Raw genomic sequence first — 20888 nt, forward strand, 5'->3', positions numbered from 1 at the left:
TTAAGGGCTTTTAGTCAAAAATAAGTTCGTTAAAACGGCAGCTATAACACCCATCATCAAAAAACGCAGCTCACTATAAGCTGCGTTTTTTGATGTAATGTTCAATTTAACAGTAATGGGTAAACGACAATAGATAGGGACTTGTCATGTCAAAGGTGATCTTAAAAGGGTTTATTTTAGTTCCACAGCCCGAGCTTGCAGCAATTAAAAATGAGCTCGTTAATCATAAGCGGTTGACCCTAAAGGAGGAAGGCTGCCTTCTATTTGAAGTGACACAAAGCAGGGACAACCGCTGCCGATTTGATGTCCATGAAGAGTTTGTCGATAAGTGCTCATTCGAGCATCATCAAGCAAGAGTCAGGTCATCATATTGGGGTAAGCTTACGGTCAATGTAGAGCGTCATTACCAAATTTTTGAGTAAGCTATTATTAAGTAAGCTATTGTTAAAACCCCACCCTCACAGTGCCACTACGATCGTGGAAATGTTGAACAGCACGATAAATGGCTGAGAGATGAACTTGCAACGTTTACAAGTTCATATAAAGATACGTGCTTATTTGGCTTTGCCCTTCTCCGTAATAGGTTGATCAGCTTGCTTATCAGTTTGTGTATCTGTGATTGGTAACTGACTCAGGGCATTTGTCTCAGCCAGCTTTGACTCACACTGATAGGCATTAGCCATCATGGTTACAGAGCCCATAAAGCCTAACGGTTCGTAGAGATAAATAGTGTCAGCACCAAGCTTGGCAGCCTTAATACGCATTTCATTGAGTGTGCCCCACACCATATCTTTATCGGCATGTAGCCAATAATCATAAAAATGACCTTGAGAACCAATTACAGTGCCTTTATGAGCGCAGCCAAGTAACGCATCAGTGTCATCCCACAATACTTTTACAGTGTTAGATTCATCCGTTGGAAAGGTAATACAAGCGGTAAGGCTTGAGCACATCAGTGCGATGGCGGCCAGTTTTACAAGTTTCATGGTTTACAGTCAAAATTAAAAGGGAGGCGATAATATAGACTTTACTTCCTTAAGGGAATCCCCCTTCGATGACATTTTTATACAAGGTGATCTTGCTAACAAGAGCGCTTTACTCTCCGGCTTAGCGCAAGTTATCTAACCACTGCTTGATAACGGGTCTAACGGCAGGGTTAACAACGACGCCCATATGAGTCACATCATTTAGCAAGATGACTTCAGCGCGAGTGTACTTTGAGAACTCCGGCTCAAACTGCTCGGCAAAAAATGCTTCATCCGCCGTGCCAACCACGACTAATAATGGCTGCGTTATCGAACTGAGCTCTTTCTTATAGTTACCCGGTGCATAAGCGGTATTAAGGCGATGGGTGTATGACAAGGTTTCAGTTCCGTTACGGACCTCTTGTGGCATATTGAAATCAATCGCTGTTAAGTAATCCAATCCATGAATGCCGACATTATTTAACATGCTTAGCCCAGCAATTCGTAAGGTATAAGGGAGTGCCCAACCACCAGAGTTAGGCCGCATACTTGGCGCGTTATACTTAAGATAAGGAGACAGTAAAATATAGCCATCGGCTTGCTTACCATAGCGACTTCCACCAAAGCGAATCGCGAGCCCACCTCCGGATGAATGTCCTGCCACAATGAGTGTACAGTCAGGATTATCCCTCTTAATGACCTCAATCAGATCGGCTAAGTCATCTTCAAATTGACCAATGTAATCAACATCTCCCCGCCTTCTTGGGGCTTGCCCATGGCCTCGAAGATCTGGCGTGTATACCTGGGCAATGCCTTCACCACTTATAAAGTTAGCTAAGGGAAACAGATACTGACTATGCCAGCCAGAACCATGCAAAAGAATAATGATCTTGTCAGATTGAGCTCGGTAATGACGATACGGTAATCGCTCACCATCTCTTGCTTGATAGGTTTTTAGCTTTGGCGGTTCAGCCTTGGTGGTAGCCGACTTATCAAAGGATAATTGCTCGAAAGCGGGCTCATCGGAAGCTAACCCATCAAACGCTAGCTCATCGAAAGACAGGGTGCTTTTAGGCACGGCTTGCTTGATCCACTTGCCCAAAATAATGCAGAGTAAGGCGATGGCAAAATACATCACAACGGAAATGAATATGAAGTTTACAATATTTAACAACACCGCCTCCATCTATCCTCCAAGCTTCTCAGCTAATTCATCGAAATAACAATAAAACCAACTATTAGAATGTAGTACACAAAGGTAATTTTCTCCCATGGACGCTAATCTCAAAAACCAAGTTCACTTTTACGTCATATACTTAATCAAATATGGGTTTGAAACATTAAGAGCGCCTAAAAATCGAGTTTAGCACTTACAAAAGTGAGACATAGATGAAGCACAGTACCGTTAACGGATTTACCCTCATTGAATTAGTTGTCGTAATCATCATTCTTGGCATACTCAGTGTCATTGCCCTTCCAAAATTTATCTCTTTTGAAGATGAATCTCGTGATACGGTGATGCAACAAGCTCTGGCCTCAGTTAAAAGCGCCATCAGTCTTGTTCGAGCCAAAGGCAGCGTAGCTTCAGCCAAGGACTGCAAATCTAGCAATAGCCAAGTGCGATCTTTTAAGTCAGTAGAAATCAATAATGTGCAAATCTGCGTCGACCCAAAACAAGGGTATCCCTATTTCGATCTATTTCGCTACGGAACAAATTCAGACCAAATCAATGCCATATTGGATTTAGATAATAACTTTGATCAGGTTTGGTGGTCGGGAGGGTTTTACTTATACCCTAAAGGGATCACTGACGATCAATCTATCAATTGCTATATTTTTTACGACTTTGAAACTAAGACAACTGAAATGGTAAACACTGATTGCTAGATATTCGAAGAAGACAATGGCCTCTCCACTCCCCTCTAAAGCTCACGTTGATTGTGTATAAGGCTTGCACAACCAAAGAGTCATACACACGCTGCAGATAAACCTGTTGAAGCGATAAGTATGCCACTGTGACTTATATTAATATGGTTAATCACAACACAAAAAAATCCGGGAAGTTGGCTCCCGGATTTTTGAGACTGTAACTCATTTTGTGTAACGGCAGTTAAAGACTATTCACCGCCATTGGTTGCCTTGTATTCGGCTTCCCACTTAGGCACGACTTTCTCGATAAAGATGGCTTTGTCAGCATTCATCTTATCCATATCCATACCCAAGAAAGCCTGCGCTTTCGCTTCGGTCGAAATATCTGGAATAACAACAGCGGTCTTAACACCTTGAGCGGCTAATACTTTTGCAAGCTTACCGCGGGCTTCAGAGGTTTTAACTAATGAGGTCTCTAAGATTCGAAGACCCTCTTCAGGCGCATGAGCGGCAATACCATGAGAGGCAATAGCAAAATCCCAGCGCCACTGAGCATGACGGATATCGGTTAACGCCGCGGCCATTTGCTGCTCTGTCGCTCCCGCTTTCCAGGCTGCTTCAGCCTCAAAATGCGCTTTTACTAACTCCCCTTCAGCCTTAAGCTTAAGGGTATTAACCTTGTCTTTATTGGCCTGTACTAGCCCTTGTAATTGATCTTTGGTTTGTTCGTGACAATTTGCACAGGTAAATTCAAATTTATCAAACGGATTACCAACATTATGGTCGGTGTATTCCTTACCCTCTGCATCGGTTATCCGTGGCATATGACAATCAGTACAAGAGACGCCCATCTCACCATGAATTCCTTTTGCAGTAGTCTCATAGCCTGGATGTTGAGCTTTTAACATGGGTGCTTTAGATAGTTGATGGGTCCAGTCTTTAAATTTCAGCTTGTCATAGTAAGCTTCCATCTCTTCAACAGAGGTACCATCATCCCAAGGAAATTTTACCCAATTTGGTTGTTCGGCTGTTTTTTCAAAGTAGTACTCCACATGGCACTGGCCGCAGACCATATTTTGTTTTTCGCTCTTCTCTGCCTTGTCAAATGGTGTGCCTATTGCAGCGAATGCGCGTTCGGCAAAGGGTCGTGCGATTCTCAACTTAGAAGTTCCCGGCTTATGACAGTCGGCGCAACCTAATACATTAACAATTTCAGGGCCACCTTTAGCCCATTTACCCTTAAAGTACTCAGCCTCCCCCTCACCTTCAATCAATCGGGGGACATCAGGGCTTTTACAGCTCCAGCATGCCATCGGCATAGGGCCTTCATCCGCTTTCATCGGAGCTCCGGTTCTTAATGTGCTCCTGATATCTGTAATCACATACTGGTGCCCTCTAGGTGCGTTGTAATCCTTGGAGAAACCATAACCCGCCCAAAGGATAACCAAGTTAGGATCGGCAGCTAATGCATTGGTAACCTCTTTACTCTCAGCCGTTTTTTGCCAGCTTTGATATTGCTTAGGAAAGCGCTTCTCGTACTGGGCATTATCTGCAGGATTCGTTTTTGCCACCACAGCGCTGCTTAACATTCCAATGCAAACTCCTGCGATCAAGGAAACTTTGTATGCTTTCATAGGGTATCCATCCATTATGTAAGGCTATTTAGATATATAAAATGTAGTCGCTGGAACCACGTTGTCAAAAGCTACAGCAAATTAATTTCCTTTTTATTATCAACGAAGATGTTGAAAGAAGTGCGATGAACGACACTCTTAAAAATAGCGTGAATTACCACTGTTATTTTGTATTTAAATTAGCAATGTCTGTTTAGCAAAAAGTGAAGCTCAAGTTAGGCTTTATTAAAGCTGAAATTAAACCTGCTCTTTCAATGTCTTTATATAGAATTAACACAGAGTCGTTACTGAGAGTGAAGTGAGTAAAGCGGGTTAAAGTTGAGCTAAAGTTGAGTTAAGTCGATTAAATCTGCTTAAGGAGCTAGCGTTGAAAATTGATATTTCTGGCAAACAAACCATCTCCATTTTTCAGCTGACAGCGGTTTTTAGCATGTTATTTGCTTTGGTTGGGTTTAGTTATAACGTCTGGCGCATGGAGATCACTGAGTACAATAGTAATGTGCGTTCAGCCAGTTTTGAACTGCTGCTACAGCTTTCAGAGTTGGAATCTATCGTGTATGCGGCTCATTACGATAAAGATATAACTTTAGGTAATCCGCGAAAAGGCTGGGTAAAAGTCAATTTGATTGCCGATTTAAGCATGATAACGGAGCCAGAGCTCAGTGTTGCAGCCGAGGAGCTCAAATTCAGTTGGCAAGCAAATTGGCAGCAGTTAGCCGATGATGAAGCGAGTGCCCAAGCGGTAATAACCCAAATAGACGATACGCGCGCGCGAGTACGACAACTGCTCAAACAGTTAGAATAACGGCTAGAAATAGCAACTAACCGCTTGTCTTCACAGGTTAGCCGAACAAGTTGTATCGAAAACACCCATGTAAGGCTAACGCCTGTTAACTACTTAACTGCCGCAACAAAGGCAATTTCAAGCAAGTAACTTGGATCGGCCAGTTCTACTTTTAAACATGCGCGACTCGGGGCGCAGCCTTCTGGTAACCATGCTTGCCATGCTTGATTAAAGACAGCGACATTAGCAAAATCTGTCACATAAATCGTCACTGATAACAGACGAGACTTGTCACTGCCAATACTGGCTAATGTTGCTTCAGCTTGAGCAAAGACCTGCTGAGTTTGACTCAACATATCGCCTTCGACATCGGCTGCTATCTCAACAAAATGTGCCATGTTATTGAACACGGTAGCATCAGACCAATTTGCACATGGGTTAACTCGTTGAATATCCATTTTGAACCTATAAAAACTTCAGCGTAATAGTCGGCAGATTTTAGCAGAAATAAGCCTCAAACCTAGTAAATTTACCTCCTTAAGCCGATTCTGCTGCACCAAGCACATCTGGCTATTAAGCAAAATGCTAAACTAACCACTTAGCTTGATTTCGCCTCGACTTTGAGGCTGTTGATACGAGATTTTGATTAAATGACGTTAAGACGCTCTTTGGGTCAACAATGGAGCAAATCCATTCTTGCCCACCGCTTAGCACTCACACTGCAAAAATCAGATAAAGTTGTGCAGCTATTTGGCGGCGCCACCTCTCTTAGCACTGTGACCAACACTATTTCAGCATTGGTTTTTATCGAAGGCGAACCAGTATGGTTGCCTCCAATGGAGAGCAATGAACAAAGCCCACTCGCTAATGAGCTTGCTCTGCACTGTTTGTTTACAGCCAGCCGCTTGTTATTTGTCAAAGAGATTGAGCAAAGTGAATTAAGCCAATCGGAACATTTAGTGTTAACTATCGGCTACCAATGGAGTCAGTCATTATTTAACAGTGAACCTGCTAGCCAAGATCTCGATGCACCACTGAATGATGACGCTAAGCAGCTTTGCCAGCTACTACAGACGATTAATTCTCAGCTGGAAAAAGTGCGTAATGAAAAGCGTCAGTCGAGTCGCAATATGGGCGGTTACCGCTAAGGCTTTATGCCCAGTCGCGCCCACAATAAAGCGTTATAAAGAAAAAGCCCGTAAATCAAATTTACGGGCTTTTATTATTTAAAGTGTCACACTCAATGCATTAACGAAATAGTCGCTTATCCAGTGCTAATACTTGAAAATCTTGTTGTAGTTGCAGCAAGAAGTCCGTGGTTAACAATGCAAGCCCGCGATAGAAATCGGTTTTCGCATGAGTATTCGCAAGCTCACAGCAACGAAACGCCCAAGGCAATAAGTGCTGTTGTAATAGCACCTGAGTAAAACGAATTAGTGCTTGGTTATCGGCTTCAACCTGTAAACGGCCAAAGGTTTGATCAAGTACAGCGAAGAACAAACCAATGTGATCAATTGGCTGCTTAACATCTAATTGCAGCTCAACACCATTAACACGATAAAAATCCATCAGCTCAACCGTGGTTCTATCGTTAATCAATTGCTCTTCACTCAGGTAAACTGAGCCTTGCGGCACAGCTGTCGGCTCGCCTGGTCCGAAGAATAACTGACCATAATCAAGTTGTAAGGTAATTAATGCCTTGTCTAATTCAGCCGCTTCAGCATCAGTTGACCAAGCTTGTAAAAAACCATCGACCAGTTCACGACCTGCGCGATTCTCTGTTCGATGACTAAACTCAGGCCAGCTGCCAGCCACATCGCACTCTTTTAGGCCATTGATAAAATCGGCTTCTGGGTAGCGAATAAGGCTGTGATGCAATATTCGCGCTAAACCTTGATACTCAACAAAATCAATGTTGCTTAAACATGATTGAGTAAGCGGTGATTGAGTTAGCGCTGATGGTGTTAACGGCTGCGTTTTTGAAGACATAATTTACCTTACAAGTTAAGCGGGCCTTGCAGCCCGCTCTGCTTGTGATCATTAAATACTAATGCGTGATAGCTTAAATAACTGAAATTATACTTCAGTTGGGTTAAGGATATCGCCGCTTTGTCCGCCATTCACGTTAGCCTTAATAATCAGGTTTGGTGAAGTAATAGACTCTGGTGGTAATGGAGCAATGTGGCCATCGCCGTTACCATACTTAGCGCGTAAGTTATCCATAGTGTCAAAGTCTAGTGCACGTAGCGGGCAAGACTCAACACATACAGGCTTACGGCCTTCAGCGATACGCTCGAAACAGCCATCACACTTGGTCATGACTTTACGTTCACGGTCGATTTGTGGCGCATCATATGGACATGCACGAGCACAGCTCTCACAACCGATACATAAGTCTTGTGCAACGTGTACTAGACCATCTTCGCGGCGTTTATGCATCGCGCCTGTTGGGCACGCTTTAACACACACTGGCTCAGAACAGTGGTTACAACCAATCGACATGTAGTAAGCAAATACACTTTGCTCGAAACAGCCATTTTGGCCTTCAGTCCATTGTCCACCGCCGTATTCGTACACACGACGCCAAGTCACACCATTTAGTGCAGGAACGCCATTTTGTTCAGGGTTGGTATTGTTACGGATCTCGTTACCTTGACGGTCTTTACAAGATACATGGCACGCTTTACAGCCAGTACACTTAGTGCTGTCGACGTAAAAACCGTATTGAGTTGCTTCAGTCATAATTAACTACTCTCTTAAATCTTTTTAATGGCAACACGAATAGTGTGCTGTGGGTTACCTTTAGCGACAGGGCTAGGCTGGTAGCGAGTTAACGAGTTAATTGCGCCGCCTTCGTCAACGATATGACCTTTGCCATTGCTTGCAGTCTTGTTACCAGGCTTGTACCAAGCACCTTGTCCTAGGGCAAATACACCTGGAGCAACACGTGGTGTGATACGTACAGTCACTTCAATTGAACCACGCTCGTTGTACATCTCAATCTTGTCGCCAGAGCTTAAACCGTGCTTAGCGCCATCCATTGGGTTAACCCAAACAGCGTCTTCTACCGCTTCACGTAACCAAGGCACGTTATGGTAGCTAGAATGTGTACGGCCCTTAGTGTGGTAACCCGCTAGCTGAATTGGGTAATCTTCTTTAGTGCCTTCATCTTCATAACCGTCCCACGTTACTGTGTACTGTGGAATAGCAGTGATGGTGTCGCCCTTAACGTTTGTCGGGTTTTGCTCACTGTTCTCTTGATCCCAATTAGCTGCGCGCCATGCAAGTTCGGCAGAGTAGATTTCAATCTTGCCACTTGGCGTTGAAAGCGCTTTGCCGTCTTTAATAAAGTCTTGCAGTGCAACGTGGTTGTCGTTCATGTTCTTACGGAAGAAGCCAATTTTTTGTGCTTCTTTGTAAGTTGCTGGGAACGCAGGAGAAACACCGATGTTGGTGCTGCTTGCTTTAGTCGTTTGATAAAGCTCTTCTAACCACTCATCTTCGTTTTTGCCGGCTCTAAAGCCTGCGCCAACGCCCATTTTGTCTGCGATCATCGCTGCTGCTTCGTACATAGACTTACAATCCCACATTGTCTCAACAGAAGAAGACATTGCAGTTAGGTAACCTAATGAGCCAGAAGCGTATGAATCGTTAACTAAGTCGTTTGATTCTAACCAGCTTGTATCAGGTAGGATGATGTCAGCGAACTTAGCGCCCGGTGTCATCCAGCAATCACAAGACACGATAAATAGATCTTCTGCATTACGGAAGATATCAGCGGTATTGTTGATTTCAGCGTGCTGGTTTAATAACGAGCTATCTGATGCAGACAGGATGAACTTAATGTTCGCGCCGAGTGGCGTATCTAAACCGTCAGTACCACGGATACCATGGCTACGAGCTGTCATGGTCTCGCCGTTGTTAATCGCTTCAGACCAAGTGAAGAAAGAGATGCTTTCTTTAACTTCATTAGTGCCCGTTGGAATACCTGCACGAGACATACTGCTCATGTATGGTAGTTCACCGTTTGATGCACCACGTGTACCTAGCTTACCGGTTAGCACAGATAGCATGTATAGAGAACGCATGCTTTGCTCGCCGTTTGCTTGGCGGTTAACGCCTGCGCCCACAACAATGTAAGGTGCTTTAGCTGTCATTAGCTTGCCAGCGATGTAGCGGATTTTCTCTGCAGAAATACCACAGATTTTTTCAGCCCATTCAGGTGTTTTAGGCTCTGAGTAAATACCTTTACCTAAAATATAGTCTTGGTAGTTCTCACCTGAATTCATCACCTTAGCGTATTCTTGCTTAGTGGCGTCGCCACTTTGCGCAAAAATTTGCTTTTGCTCTTCAATTGACTGCTTGTTGAAACCAACAGAGTGCTCAAGTACAAACGGGAGAGATTGACCCGCAAAGTTTGCGTGGCTGATCATCTCATGAGCAACGGCTTCAGCGAATGCAGCGTCAGTACCTGGACGAATAGGCAACCAGCTTGACTCTTTACCTAGCATAGAGTCAGTGTAACGAGGATCGATCATCACCACTTCTAGGCCGTTGTTCTTTTGTAGTGCTTGTAGGTAATCGTAACCTTCACCAGAGCCTGATTGACGGATTTCGCTTGGGTTGTAAGCAACGCCTAGGAAAAAGTCACTGTCTTCAATAGTGATGGTTGAAGAACCGCTTGTACTACCGGTACCAAAGGTGTGCTTCGCCGCTTCCATCTGCTGCGCCCAAGAGTAGTTACCGTAAGCATTTAGGCAGCCACCGTTGAGGTTAAATAGACGGTTAAAACAGGCATTTGATGCAAAACCATAGTAAGCACCAGAACCGTAGCTACGAAATACTGACTTAGCGCCGTTTTCTTGTGCGTAAACTGCTGACAGTTTTTCAGCGATAATGCTAGTTGCTTCGTCCCAGCTAATAGGTACGAATTCAGCCTTACCACGCTCGCCAACACGCTTCATCGGTGTTTTTAGGCGGTCAACAGCGTAGTTTCTTTGACGTAATGAACGGCCACGAGCACAAGCACGAACTTGATGAAGACCATATTTATCTTCAACTTCGTGGTCAGTTTCAACGCGCGTCACGATACCGTCTTTAGTAAAGACCTTAATTGGACAGTTAGAACCACAGTTAACTAGGCATGATGACCAGTTAACCACTTCATCTGTCACAGGTGGTTGTGGCGGGATCACGTTGGCATCATCAGAGCTAGAATTACAGCCGGTAACTGTTGCAGCGCAGCCCAGCGCAGCACTCATTTTTAAGAAACTTCTACGTTCCATAATCTTGTTTTCCTCAAACTTATTAATGACTGACTCGACTTATTTCAGCTTGTAGCTGAAGGTCAACATCAGTTGATGGGCGTTGTAATTGTGGTTCAGGTCACCCAAGGTCACTAAACCAGGAGTTGGACCTGGAATGCTATAGGGAGTGACCGCAGCACTGTCGGTATCAAAATAGCGTTCAAACTGGTAAGCCAGCTTGACTGCCATCTGCTCTGAAATCAGGTATTGACCATATAAGTTCACACTGTGGTTATATGAGTAATAACTGCCATAGCTATTGATGTTAGTGCTATCTGTGTTGTAGCCATTAACACCGGTATTGCTCGATGAATTAGCAAATAGGTAGTCTGTACCTAAAATTAATCTGCCATCCATTAATCCGGTATAAGTGGCACCTAGTCCTAAGTTAATGAATTCATCATTTATCTCAGTGTGCCAAATTGATGCTTGGTCGCCGCTTTGATCTGAGTCAATCCACTGCTGTCCTGCAAATGCATACACAGATAGAGGTTGAGAGATCTGCGCATGAACGTTCATGTCATAACCGTAATCTTTAGCCTGAGTCAGGCCGATTACTGTTGCGTCATAGTCATCGTTGGCGTAGTAAGTGCTAACATCAAAAGTTAACCACTCAAGCGGCGCATAGCTTGCTCTGGCATTAACTTCGCTGCGCTTGCGATCGGCAAGGTTGTACTTGCGCATTAACGATTCAGTCTCGTCACTCGTTAACTCGTTCGCTTGGTAGTCACTACCGCCGCGTTGGCCATAGCTCACACCAAAATCAAGCGTAAGCTTGTCAATAGCGCGAATATTCAACTTGCTCCAAAACTCGTTATCACGGGTTTCTTCACGTTCGCCATAGCTACGTTCAACCTGCTTGTAGTCATAACCGGCTTGTAATCGATAACCACTGGCAATACGGTAACTCGCATTGGTTTTGAAGGTTTGACGCTCAATATCCATTGGCACGTTTTGTTTAAACGCACCAGACATTGAATTGAACTCGTACTGAGCAAAGTCAAACACTGATGAACCGTTATCACGCTTGCTGTAGTCGTAACTCGCGCCTAGACGTAAACGACTATTGATGCGCGTACTTGCCGCTAAATTACTACTCAAAGTATCGACTTGACCGTCCCAGTTTTGGATTGGGTTGCCACTCATCTGTATTAAGTCTTGGTCTTGGATCATACGACCGGTTACCACACGACCAGTGAACACGCTAGACGCTAAACGGTACTGACCTGAAAGTGATACCTGATGTGCTTGGTTGTCTGGTGTGGCGCTGTAGACGTCATAGGCATACGGTAGACTTAAGTCACCCATATGATTGTTATAACGTGAGCCGCTGTAGCTCAGCTCTGACAACCAGTTAGCGCCATCAAGTACAACACCAGCACTGAAGTTATCTGTCGTTTCATCGACAGCTTCAGCAAAGTTTGTTGGACGTGGACTCGTTAGGCTAGCACTGCGATGACCAGTTTTATCTTCACGTTCGAAGCGTGCGTAACTGTTTAGACCTAGCCCCATGACTTCTGAGAAGTCATATTCGAAACCAATGCCGCTACGCTGTCTTTGTAACTCTAAATCCAAAACACGGGTCTGCTCACTCGGAGTCAGCATGCCGTCATTTTGCCAAAGATTAGTAGCCGCGTTGCTCGCTTGGTTAGTAGTAATGGTCTGAAAATCCACATCTAGCTTGTAATGACCGCTATTAGCAGCCTCCATGCTAACAAAGCCGTTATCCATGCCAAGTTGATGAGCTTGAACCTTGGCCTTATAACCACCTTGCTGATAGGCAAGATCGCCGTTTACACCAGCGATAGCACCATCAGTGCCGGTACCAAACTGATTCAAAACATGGTTATCATCAGCATCGATAACACCGACGCTAACACCCACGCTACCAGTGTAACCTTGTGGTTCAACACAGCGTTTGCACTGATAGCTATTGGTTTTGATGTTTGCCGTATTCGCATTTTGAATGCCAAAGTCAGCAGCCATTGCACCACTACATGTGCCTAACAACGCCAGAGTGATCAGGTTTAATGAAAAAGGGTTAATTGAACGCATAATAGTCACTCCTAGACTTAACGGGCAAAGTTGCTGCCAGCAGGATGGTTAGAACCATGGATCTTGCTGTGGCAATTAAGACAACTCTTACCAGCACTGAATGCATCTAGACCCGCCTGACTTGTCATACGGCTCGCATGGCCATCATCGGCGTGACATTGCTGACACAGCTGAGGAGTACGAGACTTAAGTAAGTTGTCATTCACACTGCCGTGCGGTGAGTGACAGCTTGAGCAGTCTTCCATTACAGGCGCGTGCTCCCACAAGAATGGACCACGCTTATCGGCATGACATTCTGCACATGTTTCATTTAAGCTTGGTTTTATCAGGGCGCTTTCTGTCATCGAACCATGAGGGTTGTGACAATCAGTACAGGTCATCTGATCCCACTTCATTGGGTGAGATGAGCGCTTGTTCATATCAGCTTTAGCGCGGGTATGGCATGAGGTACAAGTGTCATTTACCGTTAGGCGGTCAAGTGCAGGATCTTTAGCAGCATGAATATCATGACAGTCACTACAAGCCACTTCTTCTAGGTTGTGAGTACTGTTATGCCATGACATCAACTTAGGGTCGTTATGACACCCTTCACACACACTATTTTGACTTGCTGCTGATAGTTTGCTGTCTGGGCTGAAACTAATCATTGGCTCTTTACCGCCACGATTATGCTTACCAAGTGGGCCGTGACAGGCTTCACACTGGATACCGGCCATAGGCGATTTGCTATTGCTCATGTCACCATGAACGCCATCAAAAATCTCCATGACCTTAGTGTTCTTTTTGTGACACATCAGGCAAGAATCCGCCCCTTTGGGAGAATATTTACCTTCGCTGAATTTCTCTGCTAACTTTTGTTCCAATTGTGCTGAATCAAGCTTATCCCAAGGAGTCGCTTTGGCAGGAACAAGGCTGATAAAAAGAGTGAGTAAACTTGTAGCCATTAATTTGGCCACAAAATTCACTGACTTTATGGTTTTTCTGCTAGACATTAACTTACAGGCCGGTTGTATATCGAAGGGGGTATTTTATTAGTTACAGATATCTGAATTCAAGATTGTGCATATCTACTAATTACTTGAGGCGTAAGGCTTACTTTCTTAAAAATCGTCTACTAGCTCACAGTATAAAAACGCAATCAAAATACATCTTCAAAAACCAATTAACCAACAAATAGATACTATTCAATTAGATACGAATGAAATGAGAATGGTTATCATCACTGACCGTTATTTATTTTGATAAGCATTGTTAACACCCCTGTTTAGGTTAGTGTAATTTTTAGAGCTAGATCACGAAGAGTTTTGTCACGATCCAGTATTCGAGCAGGAATACCCCATAATAAGTACCCGAGTCGTGCAAAAAAACAACAAACCCTCACATAAAAACAGCCTTACTCAGCAGTATTTCATCGGTTTAACACTCAAAAAACCAAAGGTAACAAACTAAACACCTACTCATTATCGGATATAAGGCATTTTAAACTGATGCCGAATGTAACTACGCGACACGTCATTAGCGTTATCAAGACCTATTTATTGATGAGCGTTATTAGCCTATTATTTTGTTAACGTTCAGATTGACTCACAGGACAAGCTTTGCACTTTTTAAACAATCAGTTAAAAAATAAGTTGGAAAACAAGATCCCACCGCCAATCGTCACACTCGTTTTTGCATTCATTATGTGGGCTATTGCACATGTAGGCGTTAGTAACCCATCAACTGATCCTGCGCTGTTCAACATTAAGCTTATTGCCACCAGCTCCTTGTTACTGCTAGGCCTGTTATCGGCAATTGCAGGCGTGATTAGTTTTAAACGCGCCAAAACGACGGTTAATCCCTTAAAACCGGGAACTGCATCAGCATTAGTGACATCTGGTATGTACCGCCTAAGCCGCAATCCCATGTACCTTGGAATGGTATTCGCGCTGTGCGCCTGGGCTTGTTACTTAGAATCGATTTGGAGTGTGGTGGGTATTATTGGCTATATACTTTATATGCAGCGCTTTCAAATTCGCCCAGAAGAGAGAGCGCTTAAGAGTCTCTTTGGGCAAGTATTTATCGACTATAAAAGCAGAGTCAGACCCTGGTTGTAGTCGCTATAGAGCACTCTATGTAGAGGCTCGATGTAAACACGACGTTCATCGGTGTTCGCTGGCTCGAAAGTTAAAGCTTGTTTAAGCTGCAACGTCACTTTAAGCCAGAAGAATACTAATACATGAGCGAATACATGAGCCAATACCAGTACGAGTTATTCGGGCGCAAACGGCGGCTTTTATTGTAACGTTAGCCCGCTGGAATACCATTATGGATTTGCTGACAATGACTAAATCAGCGACGCTTTCAATAACTGAAGCTGTTTCAGTCGCTTCTCGGTGAGATCAAGCTTGCAGCCAACCATCAGTGGTAAACCCATTGAACCATCGGCTTGAGTCAGTCTAGTCACTTTACACACATCGTTACGATAGGTTAGCCAAGAGTGCTGCGCCTGACTTAATGCTGCCTTTAAGTCATTATCCTTCATTACATATTGAAGACTGCTAATTTCTTCGATGAGTTCAGTGAGCTGCAGTTCTACACTCGCCAGCATTCGCTGTGTGCATCTAACCATCCGTTCAGTGCTATAAGCATGCTTTGATTGACAATCTATTCCAGCAGCTGGGTCATCGCCCACAATAACAGTGCTCACAGTTGTCGGTAGATACCAAGCGCCACCAGGGGCAATCTCACGACAAGGCCCTGTAGAGTAGGAGTCAGCTAAAATAAAGTCACGACCATTCCACATATAGCGCCTTGCCGAAACGCAGTCGCCGACACCGCGCCCCAACATAAATTCGTTAATCGTGCCGTCAGCGTAATTTATCGCACTATCGGTAATCAACAGAGGTTCGATTTTAGGGTTGTCATCTACAAGCCACACACCTTCACCATAGTTATAGGCTGCAAACCAACAAGGCGTTGTTACCACGAGTTGAGTTTTTGTCAGCCTTGCCACATCAAGCTTTAAGTATCCATTTGCTGAAGGGGCAATATCACATGCTTCAACAGCACGCTTCATCCTTGCTATAAACTCAGGGGTCTTGGCTAAAGCGCGATCGTTATCCGTTGTCAGTGGCCTTTGGTCGCCAGCGGGTATAGAGATAACTGGCGCTTGTTTAGGCTCTACAATATTGCTGGTGCGCTGACCTTTTTTGACTATGGCGTAAGGGGTATCGACTAGACCTTGGAAATCATCCATTTTAAGCAACACAGCAGTAGAGCCACTGGTTGATAAATGCCACTCTTTGCCACTGCTGCTAGTAAATGTTATTGAGACGCTACCCTTCATGGTGAGTGCGTTAAGTAATTGGCTAGTTTGCTCTTTTGTAAGTTCTCGCTCGCCGCTAAAACCGACTCCCATCACTTCATAGGCAGGTATTTCTGCCCCTAACTGGCTCTGGTAAACATCGTTAATGTTCAGTGTAATTGTTACATCATGGACTTGAGTCGCATCGATAGCAGTTAAGCTTTCAGCAAATTTTACTTTAGCTTTGATCTGAGTATTCGCGCCCGCTTCTCTTTCGAATATGACCGAAACCGGGGCATTGCCAGTATCTTGATTGTGATAGCCAACCGCACGACAAGTATGGGTATTGTCACAGACGACTTGCCAGTCACCATGCCCAAAACTTAAGCCGTCAACCGCCGATGCCGATGCCGATGCCGACATTAACAATGATAAAATTCCGACAATTTGTATATAACGCTGCATTATAAAAATGATCCCAAAATAACGACTAAATAAAATGGTCTACGATGCAAAATGCATATTTCGCGACAATAAACCTGCTGGAATTGATTTACGCGATTGTTTATCATGCCGTACTCAAACTATACAGCGCCCTGCCTCAATATATGAGTCTCAATATATAAGCACCAAATACAAGTAAAAACCAGAGTTCAAACTTCATATCTACCTGTTTTAACAGGACATAGTCACACAACCAACAACAAGGCATAAGACAACATGCTCACATTTAAGCCGCAATACTTTGTCTACAGCAATCTATTATTACTGCTATTAATCTTTATAGCCTTGTTTATTAACGATGGATTCATTCGTCCTTTTATCGGTGATCTGCTGGTTGTTATATGGATGTTTTTGTTACTCGCTTCATTTATTAATCTGTCGCCAATTAAACTATCGGTAAGTGTTTTAATATTGGCTTATAGCATTGAAATAGCACAATACTTTAAACTAGTTAACCTACTTGGTCTCCAAAATAACTCATTTGCTCGAACCGTTATCGGCTCAACATTCGATTGGCTCGACTTTTTGGCCTACAGCTTAGGTTGGCTAGCTATTGTTACTGGACTCGCAATAAAAAATCACATCATACCCATCAAGTCTGAATATCAATAATAGTAACGCCTGAGAATGCGACATAAACAGACTTTGTGAGTCACATCACAAACATCTGACAACTTTAGCGGTTTCCACTCTATAGAGTTGCAATCATAAACGTTCTATCGATAAGCTGCTGTATTTATTATTTAAAACATACAAAGTAGCAATGTTTCATCTGTACAGTCTATTGACGCCGCCATTACTAGGTCAAATAACAACATGCCAAACGCTATCTCCACATTGATGCAAACTCAGCTCGGTAAGTATTTGTTTGTTATGGCTATCCCATTGCTGCAATTTATAGGTCCCAACTTTCTTATTGGTGCCGTTCGAGTCGACCATGAAGGCGTAGGAACGGGCCTATTATTTATCTTTAAATGTCTACTGTGGGTCTTTGGGTTGGTTATTTCCAGCCTGATTTTTTCCAAAATTTATTATAAAACTATCCGCTACGGTCTTGGGGCAAACTTACCTTTAGCAATCTATTTGGTTTACCAATTAAGCCAAATTTACCCCTACCTTTTATCCTAAAACTGCACTCAGCACATACCGCTATAACGAATGCCAAGGAACTGCATGAGTAATATATTCGCGCCAAAAACCACCAGAACGCAAAAAGTGCTGGGGTATTTTTTTATGCTGTTATTAGCCTTGATGATGGTTGCGGTGTTTAGCGATACCTTAGTTAATGATGTGCTGTACGAGCAACTCAGCTTATTTGCTGCAGCGCTATCGCTGCTTTTGTTAATAGCCATGTTTTGGGGATTAAAGCAAAAAAACTCATGGCTAAGAGTTAATCTTGATAATCAGCCTCGCTGCCCGATAAAAGTTATCTTATCTGTCATTATCGGCATTCCCATTTTATTACACTTTGCACTCGCTAAAGGCTTGCCTGTAGTGCTACATAGTTTTATTGCCGATAAAGCCGTTGTTATTGCCACAATTGATGATAAACGTTTTGGCTATTACAGCCGTACCTGCGATGGGGGATTATACCTTGCTGGTTATCGTTTTTGGGGCAACGATTATATTTGTGGCATTAACAAACAAGATTGGGATAGTTACCAAGCTGGCGACAAGCTCGCGCTATACGGCGATAACTCGCTATTTGGGTTTACCTACCAAAAATACACTCTGCTCACAGATGAGTTATTACAACAGATAATCGCAGAATCAGCCGCCTTAAGAGCACAAACCATAACGGGTAATAAAGGCATGAACCTTGAACAAGCGCGCAAGTTTATTTCTCAAGGTCAATAAAAATAATCAGCCCAACATGAGTGGTTGGGCTAACTCTAAACATAAGAGCAATAAGATGAGCTTCAACAGCACCTTGTACCTTAAAGATAACGACCTGCCGCTGGACAGCATTATTAAGCCAAAGGTAACCAAACTCCACTATCAACTGACTCGTAACCATCCCGAGTGGTCTGCATTGGCACGTGCGTTTCCTAATCTAATTGACTTGGAGCTTTCTCATTCAGGCAATGTTCCCTGCCGAGTACCTGATGCTGCGTTATTTAGCTGCTTTGATAAACTGGAGTGCCTGCGTGGTTTGGGTCTGCACCTATTTCCTAAGAGCGGACACTTAGAAAAAGCTGCAACATTAAGCCACTTAATCCTAGTCAACTCAGAGGGTGAAACACTCCCACCTTGGTTAAAAACGATAAAAAACATCAGTGGATTAACGCTCGTTAGACCCAGCACGGCGTCCCTTGACGATCTTAATGAATTGCCTTTTCTGTCTACAGTCAAGCTAGAACTGCATCATTACGACCACCCCTATGACTTGCCTATTCCAAGCTTCGCGTGTTTGCTTAAGGCTCCCGCCCTAAGCAAACTTGAGGTCGAACTTAGCCCACAAGCTCAAGATGCGGCCTATCTGGCCCCTCTAGCCTGCTTGGTCGATTTACCTCAGCACATAGATCTAAAACTTAATGTTTATAATCGTATCGCACGCAGTGATGAGCTGAACAAGCTACTGGGAATTTTGCAAAATGCAGAGCTGACTGGCGAACAACGACGTCGCTACTGGCTGCTATTGTTGGCAGCCCCTAAACCCAAAAACCTACAATCTGAAAAACTGGATGCTCGCTTCCATCTGACCTTTATGGAAGCCAAGTTCAATCCAGTTAAGGTGCAGGCACAAGCTTGGCTACGTACCCGCGCACAAACCGATGCACAGCGCCGACCTTTAGGCTCTGATAGCGTGTTGTTTATCTGTGGAAAAAGCGGTTTTAAGGCGACAGAACTCAAAGAAAAATCCACCGAACTGGGCTTTATGCTCAGTAAAAAGCTCGATAGCAAGGTGACCCATATTCTATTAGGCAGTAACCCTAAGCAGACCGCCGCCATCGATGTTGAGCAACACTTGATTATCGACGATACGGTGCTCAGCCAATGGTTCAGCACCGATGCACCTAAGTTTTTGCAACAGACAAGCGCCGCGCCGATGCTGGGCAATGTGCTGAATTTGCTACATTCACCGGACGAAACCAGTCATCTAGTCGCGGTCACTATGCTAGAGCAAGGTGGCATTACATCTGAGATGCAGTTGCCGCTATTTTTAATTCTTAAAACCACCGATAACAAAGCATTACGCAAGCAAATTCAGACGTTACTTGCAGGTCTCGGCGACAATCTGTTCCAACTGGCAGTGCAAGATAAGGTATCGTTTGACGGTAAGATGCGCGGATTGGATAAGCATGGCGATCCACAAGGTGAAAGCCCGATCTATAAAAAACTCAAAGGCCTAACCAAGCGCTGGGGCAAAACCTTGTGTGACGAATTTTCATTACGGTATTTCAACCGCTTCGGCGAAGGATTATTGTGGCTGTTGAGTCAAAAAGAAGAGTTAGCTCTCCGTCAACAAGCCATTGAAGCTCTGGTTGAGGCAGAGCGGCTGAACTGGCATAAAGGCTGCGGCTTTGAACGTATGTTGACACAAGGCGATGACGAGCATCGAGTTAACTGTCATCTCAAACCACACATCTATCTATGTCGTGATGTGCTTCATAATGTCACAGTGCCATTGCCAACAAAACTGCCAAGTAAAACACGCATTACAGAGCTGGATCTGCATAACTGCTTACTCGGGGAGTTACCTGCCAATATCATGCACTATGAAGATGTCACTGTGCTCAACTTACACTTCAATCATTTAAGTTCGCTGCCAGCAACATTAGCCACTCTGAGTAAAATAGAAGACTTGGATCTCTCCTATAACCATTTCGATGAATTTCCGGCAGTGCTGTTTAAGCTAACCAAGCTGAAACTACTCGATCTGCGCCACGCTCGCCAACCCGCTGGACGTATATTTAGCTACCACTATGACACAAGCCAAGGTTATCAGCCTATTCGCGCACCACAAGCTTTTCGCGAGGCCTTTCCTGAGTGTGAAATTTTAGAAGATGCATAACCGCAACGAATAGCAACTTAGATTACAACAGTAAACCGATATGGTGGTCCTTAAATGAGATCACCATACTGGCATTTTTAATTCGAGAATAATGAAGTATTTTATGGTTATTGTATGAAAGTAATGTTTGTAACTTTATTGGCGATATTTATCAGCGGTTGCTCAACGGTTGTTTCTAAGATTCCATCTAATAGCGCCATGGGGATACCATACTCCGGCACTAAATATGCGTTGGTTAATACGTTCAATTGTAATTTACTTGTGTTAAAAGAGTCTCCGCCATTACTCATACTTTCAATCCCTCTGTCTGTGGTAGACCTAGGCAGCTCAGTGGTGGCCGATACGGTATTATTACCGATAGATTTATTACCTCTCGATAATAATGAAAATTATAAACAGAAAAATAGTGTGTGTACCTTCCATCTTGATTGGCGTTAACGACCGTTACCCTTAATAACCAAGCCTAACTA

The 20888-nt window shown here is 43.8% G+C and carries 19 protein-coding genes; 9 read left to right on the forward strand and 10 right to left on the reverse strand.

The genetic code is table 11. The features are described 5' to 3' along the window. Positions 1-146: 146 nt before the first annotated feature. Positions 147-422 carry a putative quinol monooxygenase gene (locus tag ACVBIK_RS05405; protein WP_447160535.1) on the forward strand — a complete coding sequence of 92 codons (276 nt, stop codon included), beginning with the start codon at positions 147-149 and terminating at the stop codon, positions 420-422. A gap of 132 nt (positions 423-554) precedes the next feature. Here ACVBIK_RS05405 and ACVBIK_RS05410 read toward each other — a convergent pair whose 3' ends face one another. Then, a complete protein-coding gene (locus ACVBIK_RS05410; protein ID WP_447160536.1) occupies positions 555-986 on the reverse strand; it encodes a DUF4156 domain-containing protein in 432 nt (143 codons plus the stop codon). A gap of 121 nt (positions 987-1107) precedes the next feature. Then, entirely contained in the window at positions 1108-2142 is a 1035-nt protein-coding gene (locus tag ACVBIK_RS05415; RefSeq protein WP_447169273.1) for an alpha/beta hydrolase, read from the reverse strand. 212 nt (positions 2143-2354) lie between these two features. On the opposite strand from ACVBIK_RS05415, the gene ACVBIK_RS05420 reads away from it, so the two are divergent. Continuing rightward, complete coding sequence (locus ACVBIK_RS05420; RefSeq protein WP_447169245.1) at positions 2355-2852, forward strand: type II secretion system protein; 498 nt, start codon at positions 2355-2357, stop codon at positions 2850-2852. Positions 2853-3082: 230 nt separating this feature from the next. Here the strand turns inward: ACVBIK_RS05420 and nrfA are convergent, their stop codons facing one another. After that, entirely contained in the window at positions 3083-4468 is a 1386-nt protein-coding gene (gene nrfA / locus ACVBIK_RS05425) for an ammonia-forming cytochrome c nitrite reductase (RefSeq protein ID WP_447160538.1), read from the reverse strand. Between the two features lie 367 nt (positions 4469-4835). Between nrfA and ACVBIK_RS05430 the strand changes: the two genes are divergently transcribed. Beyond that, a complete protein-coding gene (locus ACVBIK_RS05430; protein ID WP_447160539.1) occupies positions 4836-5273 on the forward strand; it encodes a hypothetical protein in 438 nt (145 codons plus the stop codon). An 89-nt stretch (positions 5274-5362) separates the two neighbouring features. Here ACVBIK_RS05430 and ACVBIK_RS05435 read toward each other — a convergent pair whose 3' ends face one another. Then, complete coding sequence (locus ACVBIK_RS05435; protein WP_447160540.1) at positions 5363-5710, reverse strand: RidA family protein; 348 nt, start codon at positions 5708-5710, stop codon at positions 5363-5365. 192 nt (positions 5711-5902) lie between these two features. Here ACVBIK_RS05435 and ACVBIK_RS05440 point away from each other — a divergent pair, with 192 nt between their 5' ends. Then, complete coding sequence (locus ACVBIK_RS05440; RefSeq protein WP_447160541.1) at positions 5903-6400, forward strand: hypothetical protein; 498 nt, start codon at positions 5903-5905, stop codon at positions 6398-6400. Between the two features lie 100 nt (positions 6401-6500). On the opposite strand, the gene ACVBIK_RS05445 is transcribed toward ACVBIK_RS05440, so the two are convergent. The 5 genes from ACVBIK_RS05445 to ACVBIK_RS05465 form a co-directional block, all read right to left on the reverse strand. Continuing rightward, positions 6501-7241 (reverse strand): TorD/DmsD family molecular chaperone, encoded by a 741-nt coding sequence (locus tag ACVBIK_RS05445; RefSeq protein WP_447169246.1) that lies wholly within the window; start codon positions 7239-7241, stop codon positions 6501-6503. An 87-nt stretch (positions 7242-7328) separates the two neighbouring features. Next, positions 7329-7994 carry a DMSO/selenate family reductase complex B subunit gene (locus tag ACVBIK_RS05450; RefSeq protein WP_447160543.1) on the reverse strand — a complete coding sequence of 222 codons (666 nt, stop codon included), beginning with the start codon at positions 7992-7994 and terminating at the stop codon, positions 7329-7331. Positions 7995-8008: 14 nt separating this feature from the next. Beyond that, complete coding sequence (locus ACVBIK_RS05455; protein WP_447169247.1) at positions 8009-10537, reverse strand: DMSO/selenate family reductase complex A subunit; 2529 nt, start codon at positions 10535-10537, stop codon at positions 8009-8011. A gap of 39 nt (positions 10538-10576) precedes the next feature. After that, positions 10577-12613 (reverse strand): MtrB/PioB family decaheme-associated outer membrane protein, encoded by a 2037-nt coding sequence (locus ACVBIK_RS05460; protein WP_447169248.1) that lies wholly within the window; start codon positions 12611-12613, stop codon positions 10577-10579. Between the two features lie 17 nt (positions 12614-12630). Further along, complete coding sequence (locus tag ACVBIK_RS05465) at positions 12631-13557, reverse strand: DmsE family decaheme c-type cytochrome (RefSeq protein ID WP_447160546.1); 927 nt, start codon at positions 13555-13557, stop codon at positions 12631-12633. Positions 13558-14295: 738 nt separating this feature from the next. On the opposite strand from ACVBIK_RS05465, the gene ACVBIK_RS05470 reads away from it, so the two are divergent. Next, a complete protein-coding gene (locus ACVBIK_RS05470) occupies positions 14296-14709 on the forward strand; it encodes a methyltransferase family protein (protein ID WP_447169274.1) in 414 nt (137 codons plus the stop codon). A gap of 230 nt (positions 14710-14939) precedes the next feature. Here the strand turns inward: ACVBIK_RS05470 and ACVBIK_RS05475 are convergent, their stop codons facing one another. Then, positions 14940-16364 carry a DUF1176 domain-containing protein gene (locus ACVBIK_RS05475; protein ID WP_447169249.1) on the reverse strand — a complete coding sequence of 475 codons (1425 nt, stop codon included), beginning with the start codon at positions 16362-16364 and terminating at the stop codon, positions 14940-14942. 255 nt (positions 16365-16619) lie between these two features. Here ACVBIK_RS05475 and ACVBIK_RS05480 point away from each other — a divergent pair, with 255 nt between their 5' ends. From ACVBIK_RS05480 to ACVBIK_RS05495, 4 genes are all read left to right on the forward strand, one after another. Further along, a complete protein-coding gene (locus ACVBIK_RS05480) occupies positions 16620-17015 on the forward strand; it encodes a ribosomal maturation YjgA family protein (protein WP_447169250.1) in 396 nt (131 codons plus the stop codon). A 561-nt stretch (positions 17016-17576) separates the two neighbouring features. Beyond that, positions 17577-18260: a hypothetical protein gene (locus ACVBIK_RS05485; protein WP_447169251.1), complete on the forward strand. Its 684-nt coding sequence runs from the start codon at positions 17577-17579 to the stop codon at positions 18258-18260. Positions 18261-18315: 55 nt separating this feature from the next. Further along, positions 18316-20418 (forward strand): BRCT domain-containing protein, encoded by a 2103-nt coding sequence (locus tag ACVBIK_RS05490; protein ID WP_447169252.1) that lies wholly within the window; start codon positions 18316-18318, stop codon positions 20416-20418. A 114-nt stretch (positions 20419-20532) separates the two neighbouring features. Next, positions 20533-20856 carry a YceK/YidQ family lipoprotein gene (locus ACVBIK_RS05495; protein WP_447164943.1) on the forward strand — a complete coding sequence of 108 codons (324 nt, stop codon included), beginning with the start codon at positions 20533-20535 and terminating at the stop codon, positions 20854-20856. Positions 20857-20888 lie beyond the last annotated feature (32 nt).

Source organism: Shewanella sp. 125m-1, assembly GCF_052977065.1.

Coding starts and splice junctions, on each gene's coding strand:
- ACVBIK_RS05460 (WP_447169248.1), bottom strand. CDS start 12,613: ATGCGTTCAATTAACCCTTTTTCATTAAACCTGATCACTCTGGCGTTG.
- ACVBIK_RS05485 (WP_447169251.1), top strand. CDS start 17,577: ATGAGTAATATATTCGCGCCAAAAACCACCAGAACGCAAAAAGTGCTG.
- ACVBIK_RS05405 (WP_447160535.1), top strand. CDS start 147: ATGTCAAAGGTGATCTTAAAAGGGTTTATTTTAGTTCCACAGCCCGAG.
- ACVBIK_RS05490 (WP_447169252.1), top strand. CDS start 18,316: ATGAGCTTCAACAGCACCTTGTACCTTAAAGATAACGACCTGCCGCTG.
- nrfA (WP_447160538.1), bottom strand. CDS start 4,468: ATGAAAGCATACAAAGTTTCCTTGATCGCAGGAGTTTGCATTGGAATG.
- ACVBIK_RS05420 (WP_447169245.1), top strand. CDS start 2,355: ATGAAGCACAGTACCGTTAACGGATTTACCCTCATTGAATTAGTTGTC.
- ACVBIK_RS05435 (WP_447160540.1), bottom strand. CDS start 5,710: ATGGATATTCAACGAGTTAACCCATGTGCAAATTGGTCTGATGCTACC.
- ACVBIK_RS05450 (WP_447160543.1), bottom strand. CDS start 7,994: ATGACTGAAGCAACTCAATACGGTTTTTACGTCGACAGCACTAAGTGT.
- ACVBIK_RS05445 (WP_447169246.1), bottom strand. CDS start 7,241: ATGTCTTCAAAAACGCAGCCGTTAACACCATCAGCGCTAACTCAATCA.
- ACVBIK_RS05475 (WP_447169249.1), bottom strand. CDS start 16,364: ATGCAGCGTTATATACAAATTGTCGGAATTTTATCATTGTTAATGTCG.
- ACVBIK_RS05410 (WP_447160536.1), bottom strand. CDS start 986: ATGAAACTTGTAAAACTGGCCGCCATCGCACTGATGTGCTCAAGCCTT.
- ACVBIK_RS05480 (WP_447169250.1), top strand. CDS start 16,620: ATGCTCACATTTAAGCCGCAATACTTTGTCTACAGCAATCTATTATTA.
- ACVBIK_RS05465 (WP_447160546.1), bottom strand. CDS start 13,557: ATGGCTACAAGTTTACTCACTCTTTTTATCAGCCTTGTTCCTGCCAAA.
- ACVBIK_RS05455 (WP_447169247.1), bottom strand. CDS start 10,537: ATGGAACGTAGAAGTTTCTTAAAAATGAGTGCTGCGCTGGGCTGCGCT.
- ACVBIK_RS05495 (WP_447164943.1), top strand. CDS start 20,533: ATGAAAGTAATGTTTGTAACTTTATTGGCGATATTTATCAGCGGTTGC.
- ACVBIK_RS05470 (WP_447169274.1), top strand. CDS start 14,296: ATGTGGGCTATTGCACATGTAGGCGTTAGTAACCCATCAACTGATCCT.
- ACVBIK_RS05440 (WP_447160541.1), top strand. CDS start 5,903: ATGACGTTAAGACGCTCTTTGGGTCAACAATGGAGCAAATCCATTCTT.